The sequence below is a fragment of the Streptococcus parasanguinis genome (assembly GCF_009717775.1).
GTDB classification, from domain to species: domain Bacteria; phylum Bacillota; class Bacilli; order Lactobacillales; family Streptococcaceae; genus Streptococcus; species Streptococcus parasanguinis_AG.
This window is the reverse complement of the sequence record NZ_WMZF01000010.1, coordinates 39,869-54,082: the sequence shown is the minus strand read 5'-3', so window position 1 is coordinate 54,082 and position 14,214 is coordinate 39,869. Positions and strand designations below refer to the sequence as shown.

Below are 14,214 nucleotides of genomic sequence, written 5' to 3'. Positions count from 1 at the left end.
TTCATCACAAAGTATTTTTTTACCTTTCAAGTATATCAAAAAAAAGCCTAAATGGCTTTTCTTTTGATTAGAACTATTCTTATTTAGTTTTTTCTTTTCGTTTTTGACGAACTTCCTCCCGGTAGGAAGAATTCCCTATATAGCGCAGAAGATTTAACAAAGGACTGTGATGTGGCCCCAGAACCCCAATCAATTCTGCTAACAACTCTACTCCAAACAAGAGCCCGATCACAAGTAGGACACCCCCAATGCGACTCGAGATGTTGAGCAAGAGAGAAATCAAGGAGAAAATCATCGAAATTCCATAGATCACCAATACAGTTCCCCGATGTGTCAAGCCCAGAGAAAGAAGTCGGTGGTGCAAGTGATTGCGATCCGGTTTATAAAATTTTTGACCAGAAAGAGTCCGACGGATAATCGCTAAAAAGGTATCTGTAATCGGTACTCCGAGGATAATCATTGGGGTGACTACCGCAACTGCCGTTGCATTTTTCAAACCTTGCAAGGACAAGACAGAAATCATGAATCCGATAAACAAGGCACCGGTGTCTCCCAGATAGAGAATGGCTGGATGGTAGTTAAAGGGAAAGAAACCTGCGATGGACGCAACCAAGACAAAGATCGTCATGGTCAGAAAGAGATTGGGTACTGGTAGAAAGAAATAGGACACAATCCCCATTGTTACTAGGGAAATAATAGAGACCCCACTCACCAAGCCATCTAATCCATCAATCAGATTGACCGCATTGGTAATGGCAACAATCCAAATCACTGTCAAAAGATACGATAGCCATGGTTCAAAATGAAGTAAGGGCCCACCGAATGGAATCTTAAAATCATTTAGACGAAAATCTGTCAAAAACCAGACCAGACTCGCTGCCAGCAGGATACCGATCATCTTTTTCTTGGCAGACAATTCTTTTACATCATCGATCAAGCCTGTGAGAGCGATAATCCATCCTGCGCCCACGACCGGCAAGGTATAGGATAGGTAACTTTTGATTGGTGCGGTAGTGGATGTCAGCATAGGAATAAACACAAGAGTCGCAATTGAAAAAGCAATCACAATAGACAGTCCACCCGCGCTTGGCATGGGCTTGGTATTGATCCGACGCGCATTCGGATAATCTACGGCATCAATCTTAAAGGAGAATAGGCGAACCAAGGGCGTCAATACCAAGGCAATCATAAAAGTTCCAATCAGCACCAGAACAAATTGCAAGGAAAAGGACATCATAAGCTAGCAACTTTCTTCAAATTCTCAATCGCACCAGACACCATTAGTAAGTGACCATGTTCCTGCAGAACGGCCCGTGTCACTTCTGAATCATCCGCATACTCCCGAATGATGGCAAGTAACCAGGTTGGATATTGATTTGGTTGATCCTCTGTATCGATCAAGACAGTTAAATAATAATCAGATCCCATTTTGTATAATTCAGAGGTATCCACTGGAAAGCTGACCGTTTTTGAAAAGGCAACTGCTTGCTGGATATTTGAAAAACGCAAAATGTAATAAATATACTGACTTACTGGCGCTTCAAGTGTCGGATCTTGTTCTTGATTGTCCCGCAACTCTTCTTGTTCCAAATGGTGAATAGCTTCTGCATCCCCTTTTGTCTTATCAGAAATCGTTTTTTCCAAGGTTTTGATAAATTCATCTGGCGTCATGCGCGACAACTCTTCCATATCAGGAAGATCTGACAAATCCTCAAAATCCAATTGTTGGTCAATTTTTGATTTGGTAACAAAAACATCCAATTTATCTGGTTTTGGCGTCACACGAAAACTCAGCATCCCGCTATCCAGGAAGCTTTCTGGCATTTCGAGTTCATCCAAAATGGCGTAGAAAAATTCTTCTGTTTTTTCTTGTGGGACAAGGAAGTCAGCAATTTCCATCCCACGTTCTTCTAAGTCTTCTAGTTGGATCGTGATCTTAATTGTTGAATCACTAATTTGCTTCATCTTCATAGCATAACCTCATACTTCTAGTCTTACTATTATACTAAAAAATTGGATAGAATTCAAAAAAAGGATGCATCGAAAAGAGGTCGGGACAAAAGTCTCCAACCTCAGAAAACAATTTGATCAAGTTCAACCGTTCTCTTAGAAAATAATACGGAAGAGTCCATACAATAGCAAGATGGAACCAAGAACAATCCGGTATTTCCCAAAGACGGTGAAATCATGATTTTTCACATAATCTGTCAAGAAGCGGATGGCATACATGCTGACCACAAAGGCCACTCCCATCGCTACCAGTAGAATAAAGAGTTGCCCTAGTGCAAGTGAATGCCCGCTAAGAGCGAATTTCCCAACCTTTAAGAGGCTGGCCCCAAACATAGCTGGGATACCCAGATAAAAGGTAAACTCTGTCACCACTGGACGGCTAACACCATTGATCAAGCCCCCTACAATCGTAGCACCTGAACGGCTTGTTCCTGGAAATAGCGATAAAACTTGGAAGAGTCCAATATAAAGAGCTGTTCGATAAGGTAGCTTATGCAATTCCGTTACTGCTGGCTCAACTTGTTCCCGTCTTTCCAGATAGATAAAGGCAATCCCGTAGGTGATCAACATAATCGCAACGGAAATCGAATTGTGGAAATGCGCCTCAAACCAATCATCCAATTTAAAAACAAAGACAAGAGGGAGCGTTGCAACCGCAACTTTTGCCCATAATTGCCAGGTCCGACGTACTTCTAGTGGAGATTTCCCAGGTTTGAAGGGATACAATTTATCGAAATAAATCACCACAACCGCTAGGATCGCTCCCAATTGGATCACGACATTGAACATCTCCATAAAGGCTGGATCTTGATTTTTAAACTGCACAAAATCCTGTAACAGAATCAAGTGACCTGTACTTGAGATAGGTAGCCATTCTGTAATCCCCTCGACAATCCCAAAAAGAACCGCCTTGATTAATTCGATCAGAAACATCTTTTTCTCCTAAACTTACATTTGCTCTATTATATCATAAATCTATGGACTGGACCAGGCCTTCTAAACTAGAAGGGAAAGAGCGACCAAGACCATTCTTAGTGCTACTTAGAAGGCACCAAAGCCTCCTCCGCCTCCTCCGCCAGAGAAACCTCCTCCACTACCAGAGGAAACTGTGAAATGACTAGCTGTCGATGCTGTCGATCCATAAGTAGACATGGCATGACTTGAGTGGGTCACATCATGATAGAACGGAGTATAAACGAAGGCGTTTAAGGCTTGATTTTCTAAATGAATATTCCGAAGCTTCATGACCTTTGTGACCTGATCAGCTACACCATACAAGGCCGCATAGACCAATAAGCGATTCCATAGGACCAGAGACTGCAACTCTGCATCGTTGAGGTGGGCAATCTCTTTCAACATCCGACCAAAACTATCCCAGTAATAGCGTTGCTCAGCACCCGCAAGATTGACAACCCCATCTCGTAGGCAGGCTTTAAAGACACCATTGAAGCGCACTGGCATAAACCAAAGTATGAGGATCCCTATCAAACAAGGAACAGAGAACCAACCCATCCCAAAGATAGCAAAGATTTCTGCTCCAAGAGCGATAAACCAAGCAGCCCAACCAAAGAAGAGACTTCGTCTAGCTTGCGCTTCTTCTTTTGCTTCTAAAGGGCGATAGTAGCTTGGCAAATGGAGATCTTCCACCTTGCGACGAACATCTCGGGCCACTTGGTTGACAGCCGTATCAAAGCGGCCCTGAGCCCAACTTCCTAGTGAACGAATCGCATCTTGATCTGCTTTTTTGGCATGTTTGTATACATCATCACTAAATTTATAATTTTCAAAGAGACGGTTAACAGGACAGGAAACTTGATCCCCAAAAGCCATATTCATAAAGGACCGTTCAAAATCATCCACATGTCCATGAGAATCCCTGGTCAAAACCACTTCATTTCCTTGTTGCTCGTAGACAATCACTCCACGATCCATCAAATCCAGCAAAGTAGCTTGAAGCATTTTTTCAAATGTAAATACCGGCGGAGTTGCCTTCTCTTTATTGGTCGGGGAGGCCTCGTCTAATTCAGCTGAATAAACAACCGAACTCATAATCAGAGGTGCAATGTCCTGTGGAATCTCGTAAAGACGAGTATCGGTCGGATAGGTCACACCAGGCCAAATCATTTTTTTGAACCGATTGCGGCCCAAGAGAGAAAGAAGCCAGAGTGCAATAATGAAGGCTGGCAAGATCCAGTTCCAAAACATGCGTGTCCAGTATTTTTCCTGTTCAATTTTAGCTTGGTTCTTGTGAAATTCATCCAATTTGGTCAATCCTGTATTTCGACCAGAATCATACAAAGTAGTTAGGTCTGACTTCAACCAGTAACCATACAACTCCACAGCCTTTCCTTTGCCTAGGTTATAGAAAGTAGCAGAATAGATTCCATCTTCTTTTTTTACAGTCACATCTGGTCCCATAAAGGCTGTATGGATATACAGTTCCGATTGGGCATTGGCTGGTGCGAACTTAGGAATGACACGAAATTGAACTTCATCCACCTTCTGATCACCATCAGTAATTGGTTTCCAGTTCAACTGCAAGATATCCTTGTGTGAATAAAGAAGATTTTTTAATTTCCATGTGACTTTAATTTTGACTGTATCTGTCGCCACACCACTGTTATAAATTTTCACTCGGTAGCCATCACCTAGATTCGTAATCTCGGGTTCTCTTTGAAGATCACGGCCTTCCACCTCAACCTTTGGCGGCATCTCAATTGCAAAGCCTTGTGGCATATTCCCCGCCGTTCCTAGACTAACATACTGCCCTCTGTAGGAATCTTTGAAATAATAGACCAACTCCTCCTCATAGGTGGCGTCGTCCCAGGTGTCCAAGGTCAAGGTTCCACCATAGTACAATACATCATAAGAGGGGCTGGATGCATGGACGTTCTGACTGACAAAAAGGCAGGCCAGAAAGGCGAAAAAAACATACAAATACTTTTTCATTTGATCACGCTCCTTTGTATTATTATAGCATTTTTTAAATAAAAAGAGGAGCATGCTTGAAATGCAACCTATTTTACCGTACAATAGGAAGAGTTAAAATAAGGAAGAGGAGAAAAAATGAAAAAAACAATCATTGGAGTCTTTGTCGGAATAGTAACTGTTTTGTTAATTTTTCTGGCGATCACTCACTCTGTAAAAGAAGAAGGTTATCTGCGCATTGGTATGGAGGCTGCCTATGCGCCTTTTAACTGGACTCAAAAAGACGATTCAAATGGTGCTGTTAAAATTGATGGTACTAATCAATATGCCAATGGATATGATGTTCAAATCGCCAAAAAGGTAGCAGAGAAACTTGGGAAAAAACCACTTATTGTCAAAACATCTTGGAATGGACTAATCCCAGCTCTGTCATCTGGAAAAATTGACATGATTATTGCAGGGATGAGTCCTACCGCAGAACGAAAAAAAGAAATAGCTTTCTCTAACAGCTACTATACCAGTGAGCCAGTTATGCTCGTTCGCAAAGATGGAAAATATGCAAATGCTACTACCTTAGATGACTTTAAAGATGCAAAGGTCACCTCTCAACAAGGTGTCTACCTATATAATCTTATTTCACAACTAAAAGGTTCTAAGAAAGTAACTGCTATGGGAGACTTTGCCCAAATGCGCCAAGCTTTAGAATCTGGTGTCATCGATGCCTATGTCTCAGAACGTCCAGAAGCATTGACAGCTGAATCTGCCAATTCAAATTTTAAAATGATTCAATTTAAAAATGGTTTTAAAGTTGGGAAAGAGGATGCTACGATCGCTATCGGGATGAAGAAAGGTGATAGCCGGATTGACCAAATTAATGCTGCTTTAGCAAACATTTCTACTAAAGAGCAAGTCAAACTAATGGATGACATGGTGACAAAGCAACCTGTTTCAACCGATACTACTGAGAGTAAAGAATCGTTCTTTGATCAAGTTGTGAACATCTTAAAAGAAAGTAGCCCACAGTTCTTACGCGGAACCGGAATGACCCTTTTGATTTCCATGACTGGGACAATTGCTGGATTAATCATCGGGTTGTTGATTGGCGTTTACCGGACAGCTCCGAAAGCAAAAAATAAAGTTCTTGCTGGATGCCAAACTGCCTTTGGTTTGTTCTTGAACGTCTATATTGAAATCTTCCGTGGGACACCTATGATTGTACAATCTATGGTTATTTACTACGGAACAGCTCAAGCCTTTGGGATTTCAATCGATCGGACCCTCGCTGCCATTGTCATCGTATCTATCAATACGGGTGCCTACATGAGTGAAATTGTTCGTGGTGGGATCTATGCCGTTGATAAGGGACAATTTGAAGCAGCTACAGCCCTGGGAATGACCCATGGACAAACCATGCGCAAGGTCGTACTTCCACAAGTTGTCCGCAATATCTTGCCAGCAACAGGGAATGAATTCGTCATTAACATTAAAGACACCTCTGTCTTGAACGTTATCTCTGTAGTTGAACTTTACTTCACAGGAAATACAGTTGCAACACAGAATTTCAAATACTTCCCAACCTTTACTATCATTGCTGTGATTTACTTCGTTCTCACCTTTACTATCACACGAATCCTTCGCTACATCGAACGTCGCTTAGATTCTGATACTTATACTACAGGTGCAAATCAAATGCAAGTCAATGAGGTGAAATAATGTCAGAAAAAATTCTTGAAATTCAACATTTAAAAAAATCTTATGGTCAAAATGAGGTTTTGAAAGATATTTCGCTCACGGTTGAAAAAGGAGAGGTGATCTCCATCATCGGGAGCTCAGGTAGCGGAAAATCAACCTTTCTTCGTTCCATCAATCTTCTAGAGACTCCTACTGATGGAGAGATTCTCTATCGTGGGCAAAATGTTCTTGATCCTGAGTATGATCTTACCCACTACCGCGAGAAATTGGGAATGGTGTTCCAAAGCTTTAATCTCTTTGAAAATTTAAATGTCTTAGAAAATACGATCGTTGCACAAACGACCGTCCTCAAGCGTGATCGTGAAACCGCAGAAAAAGTTGCCAAAGAAAACCTTGAAAAAGTCGGTATGGGATCTCAATATTGGGCTGCTCGTCCGAAACAACTTTCAGGAGGCCAAAAACAACGGGTTGCTATCGCGCGTGCCCTTTCCATGGATCCTGATGCCATCCTCTTTGATGAACCAACTTCCGCCCTGGACCCTGAAATGGTTGGGGAAGTTTTGAAAATCATGCAGGACCTCGCTAAAGAAGGTTTGACCATGATCGTCGTAACCCACGAAATGGAATTTGCCCGCGATGTCTCTAGCCGTGTCATCTTCATGGACAAGGGGGTCATTGCTGAGCAGGGAGATCCAAAAGAAATCTTTAGTAATCCCAAAGAAGAACGGACCAAGGAATTCCTTCAACGCTTCTTACACTAACCTCTTGAAACAGTTTGCTTACCAGTATGGAAGCAAGCTGTTTTTTGTACCTCCTCTTCTTTTAAGGCATAGAAAAAACCAGAGAGGAAGCCTCTCTGGTTTTCAATTGGAACAACAAATTAATCTTCAAATTTTTGATGATTTTTGTCATAAAAATCAATCAATCCGAGTGCAGTTTCAAACGAGATGTTCTTCACTTTTGCACGTCCTTGAGCCAAGGCAATGATAGACATTTCACGGGCATTTGTTTCTTTACTGATACGATATCCCGTAATTTTCTTATCGCGTACCCATCCAACAACTGATTCTACTTTTTCAAAGTTCGATTTAGCCATGATCTTTCTCCTATATTATTATTTCCAATACTAATATAAATTGTTTTGCACATTTTGTCAACTAAAATCGCTGAAAATACGAACCTTTTTTAAAAAATGAGAAATAGTTTACTTTGCTTTCAGGGCTGATAATATTTGTGTACGAATGTTTTCGACCCCATCTGGGTTAGCTGGTAGGAAAATCGTATTATTCCCTTCTTTATCTGCAAAATTATTTAGGGTATCCAAGTACTGGTTGGTTAAGAGAATAGACATGATTTGTTCTTCGGTCAAGTCTACATTCGCACCTTTTAACTCTTTAATAGAGTCTGCCAATCCATCGACAATGGCCTTCCGTTGCTCGGCAATACCAACCCCGTGCAAACGGTCTTTTTCCGCCTCAGCTTCGGCAGCAGTCACGATCTTGATCTTATCTGCTTCTGCCAATTCCTGAGCCGCCACGCGTTTTCTTTGCGCTGCATTGATCTCGTTCATGGATTGTTTCACTTCGGCATCTGGCTCAACTTTGGTGATCAAGGTTTTAACAATAATATATCCATAAGTTGACATTTCTTCTGCCACTTGTTTTTGAACTTCAAGAGCGATTTCATCTTTTTTCTCAAATAATTCATCCAAGGTCAACTTAGGCACAGAAGAACGAAGAGCATCTTCAATGTATGATTTAATCTGTGATTCTGGACGCATAAGTTTGTAGTAGGCATCCTTTACGTTGCTTTCATTCACTTGGTATTGCGTCGCCACATTCATGGTAACGAACACGTTATCCTGAGTTTTTGTTTCAACCACGATCTCACTCTGCAAGACGCGCAATTGAACTCGTGCGGCAATTTTATCGATGCCAAAAGGCGCTCGCATATGAATACCACTATCGCTAATTTTTTGATAGCGACCAAAACGCTCGATGATGGCAACAGATTGTTGCTTGACCACATATAGTGAGCTGATCACAATGAATCCTGCAACCATTAGCAAGAATAAAATAAAGATAAAAAATACAGGCATAAAAAGTTCCTCCTTTTAATTTACGCATATCATATCACAAGTCTTCATAAAAAAGCAATATATTCCATAAAAATATATTGCTTAAATTGTCGATTATTTCTGCATGATACTCAGACCAGCATATTATAGAGAGTTTCATTTCCGTTCAAGTTAATGAAAGACGGATCAAAACGCTCAATACGATTGACCAAACCTGCATAGTCATGCTTATTGGCCAAAGTAACCCCAATCAAGACAGGGCCAGTCCCCTTACTAGCACGCTTGATGTATTCAAAACGTGTGATATCATCATTTGGTCCTAAGATATCATTTACAAATTCGCGAAGGGCCCCTGGACGTTGTGGGAAGTTGACGATAAAGTAGTGTTTTACTCCATCGTAGATCAAGGCCCGTTCTTCCATCTCAGGCATACGGTTAATGTCATTGTTCCCACCTGAAATAATACAACAAATGGTTTTCCCCTTGATGTATTCGCGCAAGATTTCAAGGGATGCTACACTAGCTGCTCCCGCTGGTTCGGCTACGATCCCTTGCTTAGAATAAAGATCAATCAAGGTCTCTGAAATCAAGCCTTCATCGACCCCAACAAGAGTTTCCACATGCTGGCGGGTCACTTCATAAGTCGATTGTCCTACCTTTTGCACAGCAATCCCGTCTGCAAACTTATCAATTTCTGGTAATTTGACGGGACCACCTGCTTCAAAAGCAGCCTTCATGGAGCGCGCTCCTTCAGCCTCTACCCCAATGACCTCAATCCGAGGATCCGTTTCTTTGATGTAAGTAGAAACACCTGAAATGAGGCCTCCTCCACCTACAGGAACAAGGACAGCATCAAAGGAAATCGATTCTTTTCGAGCTTCCTCAAGAATTTCATAGGCCACTGTTCCTTGGCCAGCCTGTACGTGTGGATCATCAAACGGGTCAATAAAGGTCCGTTTTTCTGCAAGAGTAAATTCTTGAGCTGCCTTAGCTGACGCGTCAAAGGTATCCCCGACCAACTTAATCGTTACATAGTCCCCACCAAAGAATCGGACTTGGCCGATCTTTTGTTGAGGTGTTGTGATCGGCATGAAGATGGTTGCTGGAATCTTCATTTCATTACAAGTATAAGCAACTCCTTGCGCATGGTTTCCCGCAGAAGCACACACTACCCCACGCTCACGCTCTTCTTTTGAGAGTTGAGAAATTGCAAAATACGCTCCACGAATCTTGAACGAACGAACACGTTGGGCGTTTTCTTTTTTCAAATAAATCTTTGCCCCATATTTTTCAGATAAATAGTGGTCGTATTCAAGGGGCGTATTGACAACGACTCCACTTAATATTTTATGGGCCTTGGCCACATCTTTTGCTGTTATCATTTCTTACCTCTGTTGCTGTGTATTGATCAAAAAAGCAAGCTAGGGTGTCCCAACTTGCTTAGTCTTCTACAGACAATTAGTTGTAGATTTTGAAGGCGTCATCGTCGTTTTGACCAACGAATGGCATTGCTTTACGCAATTCAGCACCAACTTTTTCAATTTCAAGTTCTTCAGCTTGTTTGCGGAAGGCTTTCAAACGTGGGAAACCAGCATCGTGGTCTTCAACGAATTCACGCGCAAATTTACCTGATTGGATATCAGCAAGGGCAGCTTTCATGTTTTCTTTTACTTCTGGACCGATAACACGTGGACCAGTTACGAAATCACCAAATTCTGCAGTATTTGAACATGATTGACGCATTTTCTTGAAGCCACCTTCGTAGATCAAGTCAACGATCAATTTCATTTCGTGAAGGACTTCGAAGTAAGCCAATTCAGGTGCATAACCAGCTTCTGTCAAAACTTCAAATCCAGCTTCGATCAAGCTTGTCAAACCACCCATAAGAACGGCTTGTTCACCAAACAAATCTTCTTCTGTTTCTTCTTTGAAGGTTGTTGAAAGAAGACCAACACGTGCTGAACCAACACCTTTTGCCCAGTCCATTGCGATGTCTTTCGCGTTACCAGTAGCATCTTGGTAGACAGCGTAAAGTGCTGGTACACCAAATCCTTCAGTGTAAGTACGACGTACCAAGTGACCTGGTCCTTTTGGTGCCACCATGAAGACATCTACGTCTTCAGGAGCTTTGATGTAACCAAAGTGGATATTGAAACCATGGGCAAAACCAAGAGCTTTACCAGCGCTCAAGTTTGGAGCGATTTCATCTTTGTAGATATCTTTTTGGATTTCGTCTGGTGCCAAGATCATGATGATATCAGCCAATTTAGTTGCTTCTGCAACTGGGTAAGCTTCAAATCCATCTTCTTTTGCTTTATCGAATGATTTACCAGGACGCACACCGATGATGACATCATGACCTGAATCACGCAAGTTTTGTGCGTGTGCATGACCTTGTGAACCATAACCGATAACGGCGATTTTTTTACCATCAAGTGCTGGTACTTTAACGTCTTTTTCGTATTCCATTTGAACTGCCATAAGTAAAATCTCTTTTCTATTATATTATTTGCCTTTTTAAGGCGGGGTTAACAATGTTAAGGTGAGAATTAATCTCGAGTAAATCCGGTTGCACCGGTGCGGGCGATGTTTTTAATCCCATAAGGTCGAATAACACGAATGAGGGCTTCGCTCTTTTCTGCATTTCCCGTCATTTGAACGGTGATAGAGCTTGGGGCTACATCGACCACGGTCGCACGGAAAGGTTGAATAATGGCCAAGATTTCTGCTCGCTTCTCAGCAGGTGCAGAAACTTTCACCAGGATCACTTCGCGCTCCAAGTGTGGTTTATCAGTGATATCCCGGACACGGATCACATCCACTTGGCGGTTGAGCTGTTTGATGATTTGCTCTACTTCATCATGCGAAGCAACATCAATGATAATGGTAATCCGCGATACATTAGGGTTTTCTGTTGCGCCAACAGAGATGCTTTCGATATTGACTTGACGTCTCGACAAGACTCCAGTAAAGCGGTTCAGAACACCTGAGCGGTTTTGAAGTTTGGCTGTTAACATTCTACGCATTAAACTTCACCCCCAACATCTCATGATTACTCTTACCAGCTGGTACCATCGGCAAGACATGCTCTTTCCGAGAAATGTCTACTTCGATGAACATTGGTACATCTTCTGTGATGACTTCCAAATCCTTCTCAAGAGTTTCAGGATTATCAAATTTATAATTCTTGATCCCGTAAGCTTGCGCCATCAATTGGAAATCTGGAAGGCTATCAAAGACTGACTCTGACGTCCGACCATCATAGAAGGCTTCTTGCCATTGACGGACCATTCCAAGCGAGTGGTTGTTGAGCATAACGACCTTGATCGGAACCTTATAAATATTTAAGATTGCCAATTCTTGATTGGTCATTTGGAAACCACCATCTCCGACAAAGAGAACAACTTCTTTATCTGGATTGGCAATTTTCGCTCCGATAGCTGCAGGAACACCGAATCCCATCGTTCCTAGACCACCAGATGTTACCAATTGGCGCTCATTTTGGTAAGGATAGTATTGAGCTGCCCACATTTGGTGTTGTCCAACGTCTGTGACGACAATAGCGTCCCCCTTGGTCAACTCTCCGATGCGTTCGATCACAGCTTGTGGTTGCACAACCCGTTCTTTCTTGTCGTATGAACGAACCCGGTTCTTATCTTGGGTCACCTTTTCAATCCATTTTTCTGTGTTGTTATGAACCGTTGGCTCTGCTAGCAACTGTTGCAAGGCTTTCTTTGCATCGCCAACAACAGGAATGTCGACAGCAATGATCTTCCCAATCTCTGCAGGATCAATGTCGATATGGGCAACCTTAGCATTTTTAGCGAAAGTCTTTGGATTCCCTGTCAAACGGTCATCAAATCGACAACCAACACTGATCATGAAATCTGTCTCTGTCATAGCGATATTGGCCGCGAAGGATCCGTGCATTCCTCCCATCCCTAGGAAAAGAGGATGACTGGTCGCAATCGTTCCTTGACCTAACAGACTGGTCACTACTGGAATCTGATAGCGCTCTGCTAGAGCAATCAACTCTTTTGCAGCTCCAGCGTAACTCACCCCACCACCAGCAAGAAGAACTGGTTTTTTAGCCTTACTCAATTGCTTCAAAATCTTTTTGATCTGCAATTCATTGGGTTCAATGGTAGGCTGGTAGCTTGGAAGCTTCACACTTGGTTCATAGATAAAATCTGTCTCTAAAGCAGACACATCCTTTGGAAGGTCAATTACCACCGGACCAGGGCGTCCAGTCGTCGCAATATGGACAGCTTCTGTGATAATTCGCGGAATATCTGCCGTCTCACGTACTTGATAGTTGTACTTGGTAATGGGCATGGTAATTCCCACGATATCCGCTTCTTGAAAGGCGTCTTTCCCGATCCCAGCACGATTGACTTGACCAGTGAAGACTAATAGGGGAACGCTATCGCTCATGGCATCTGCAATCCCTGTAATGGCATTGGTAGCCCCCGGTCCACTAGTGACGACTGCGACACCCAGCTTTCCAGTTGATTTGGCGTAGCCTTCAGCCTCATGCAAGCATCCTTGTTCATGACGACCCAAGATATGCTGGATACCCTCAAAGCTATAGATGGCATCGTATAAAGGCAAAACTGCTCCACCAGGATAACCAAAAATAGTGTCAATGCCCAAATCACGCAGGGTTTCAAGAACGAGCTCTGAACCGGTTTTTGCAGTTTCTAAGGTAATTTTCTCCATGTCTCTCCTTTCCAGTACTTTGTATATCAAATTAGCATGCTACTATCATACCATTTTTAGAAAATATTTCAAGGAAAAATAGTAAATTTTCTGAATTTTCTATCCAAATCCGAAGAATGAGAGTTGTTCTAAAAATGCTAGGTCTATCAGAAAAAAGTCTCTAGGAACTCCTAGAAACTTTTCTTCCTTATAACCAACCCTTTTCTTGAGCGATCTTTGCTGCCTCGGTCCGGTTTTCCGCATCCAACTTGGTCAGAATGGCTGACATATAATTGCGGATGGTCCCGTTTGAGAGGAATAAACGATCAGCAATTTCTTGGTTAGAAGCCCCTTTTGCGACTTCTTTTAAAACTGCCTTTTCTTGAGGGCTTAGAGGATTGGGATGGGTCAAAATCCCTTCCATTAATTCAGGCGAATATTCTTTTTGCCCTGCTAAAACGGTATGCAGAGTGGCCATCAAATCCGTAATGCGGCGTTCTTTTAAGACATAGGCATCGACTCCAGCCTTGAGAGCCCGCTCGAAATAGCCCGGCCGCTTAAAGGTGGTAACGATGACGACCTTGATCTGGGGTTGTTGACGTTTAGCCCACTCCAACACTTCTAACCCTGTTTTTATGGGCATTTCGATATCTAAAATCGCAATATCGACTGGATGTGTTTCGAGTAAATGAATAGCCTCTTGCCCATCGCCAGCCTGCAAGACATCTTCCACATCCTCTTGTAGGAGCAAGAGCTGGCAGAGCGCATCGCGCAACATACTTTGGTCTTCAGCAACTAATAAGCGCATC

General features: G+C 42.4%; 13 protein-coding genes. 2 read left to right on the top strand and 11 right to left on the bottom strand.

All coding sequences use genetic code 11. The features are described 5' to 3' along the window. Positions 1–79: 79 nt before the first annotated feature. The 4 genes from GMC92_RS10050 to GMC92_RS10035 form a co-directional block, all read right to left on the bottom strand. Positions 80–1,237, bottom strand: a complete 1,158-nt coding sequence (locus GMC92_RS10050; RefSeq protein ID WP_155173101.1) for a glycosyltransferase family 4 protein — start codon at positions 1,235–1,237, stop codon at positions 80–82. Further along, the gene (mecA, locus tag GMC92_RS10045; RefSeq protein WP_049490468.1) at positions 1,234–1,971 is read right to left on the bottom strand and encodes an adaptor protein MecA; all 738 of its coding nucleotides are present in this window, start codon (positions 1,969–1,971) and stop codon (positions 1,234–1,236) included. The genes GMC92_RS10050 and mecA overlap by 4 nt, the downstream gene beginning before the upstream one ends. A gap of 135 nt (positions 1,972–2,106) precedes the next feature. Next, positions 2,107–2,943 carry an undecaprenyl-diphosphate phosphatase gene (locus GMC92_RS10040; RefSeq protein WP_070674930.1) on the bottom strand — a complete coding sequence of 279 codons (837 nt, stop codon included), beginning with the start codon at positions 2,941–2,943 and terminating at the stop codon, positions 2,107–2,109. Between the two features lie 108 nt (positions 2,944–3,051). After that, on the bottom strand, positions 3,052–4,959 hold the full coding sequence (locus GMC92_RS10035; protein WP_155200293.1) for a DUF2207 domain-containing protein: 1,908 nt from the start codon (positions 4,957–4,959) through the stop codon (positions 3,052–3,054). Positions 4,960–5,076: 117 nt separating this feature from the next. On the opposite strand from GMC92_RS10035, the gene GMC92_RS10030 reads away from it, so the two are divergent. Both GMC92_RS10030 and GMC92_RS10025 read left to right on the top strand, forming a co-directional pair. Then, on the top strand, positions 5,077–6,651 hold the full coding sequence (locus GMC92_RS10030) for an ABC transporter substrate-binding protein/permease (protein WP_155200292.1): 1,575 nt from the start codon (positions 5,077–5,079) through the stop codon (positions 6,649–6,651). Beyond that, positions 6,651–7,391, top strand: a complete 741-nt coding sequence (locus tag GMC92_RS10025) for an amino acid ABC transporter ATP-binding protein (RefSeq protein WP_049483536.1) — start codon at positions 6,651–6,653, stop codon at positions 7,389–7,391. The genes GMC92_RS10030 and GMC92_RS10025 overlap by 1 nt, the downstream gene beginning before the upstream one ends. Positions 7,392–7,510: 119 nt before the next feature. On the opposite strand, the gene GMC92_RS10020 is transcribed toward GMC92_RS10025, so the two are convergent. The 7 genes from GMC92_RS10020 to GMC92_RS09990 form a co-directional block, all read right to left on the bottom strand. Continuing rightward, on the bottom strand, positions 7,511–7,726 hold the full coding sequence (locus GMC92_RS10020; RefSeq protein ID WP_003004771.1) for a capsule biosynthesis transcriptional regulator: 216 nt from the start codon (positions 7,724–7,726) through the stop codon (positions 7,511–7,513). 108 nt (positions 7,727–7,834) lie between these two features. Continuing rightward, positions 7,835–8,728, bottom strand: a complete 894-nt coding sequence (locus tag GMC92_RS10015) for an SPFH domain-containing protein (protein ID WP_155200291.1) — start codon at positions 8,726–8,728, stop codon at positions 7,835–7,837. Positions 8,729–8,838: 110 nt separating this feature from the next. Then, a complete protein-coding gene (gene ilvA, locus GMC92_RS10010) occupies positions 8,839–10,089 on the bottom strand; it encodes a threonine ammonia-lyase IlvA (RefSeq protein WP_031576453.1) in 1,251 nt (416 codons plus the stop codon). A gap of 76 nt (positions 10,090–10,165) precedes the next feature. After that, positions 10,166–11,188, bottom strand: coding sequence for a ketol-acid reductoisomerase (ilvC, locus tag GMC92_RS10005; RefSeq protein ID WP_003004157.1), 1,023 nt, complete (start codon positions 11,186–11,188; stop codon positions 10,166–10,168). Positions 11,189–11,256: 68 nt separating this feature from the next. After that, on the bottom strand, positions 11,257–11,733 hold the full coding sequence (ilvN, locus tag GMC92_RS10000; RefSeq protein ID WP_003010242.1) for an acetolactate synthase small subunit: 477 nt from the start codon (positions 11,731–11,733) through the stop codon (positions 11,257–11,259). Then, on the bottom strand, positions 11,726–13,426 hold the full coding sequence (locus tag GMC92_RS09995; protein WP_003004603.1) for an acetolactate synthase large subunit: 1,701 nt from the start codon (positions 13,424–13,426) through the stop codon (positions 11,726–11,728). Before GMC92_RS09995 ends, ilvN begins: the two co-directional genes overlap by 8 nt. A 187-nt stretch (positions 13,427–13,613) precedes the next feature. Beyond that, positions 13,614–14,213, bottom strand: a complete 600-nt coding sequence (locus GMC92_RS09990) for a response regulator transcription factor (RefSeq protein WP_155200290.1) — start codon at positions 14,211–14,213, stop codon at positions 13,614–13,616. Position 14,214 lies beyond the last annotated feature (1 nt).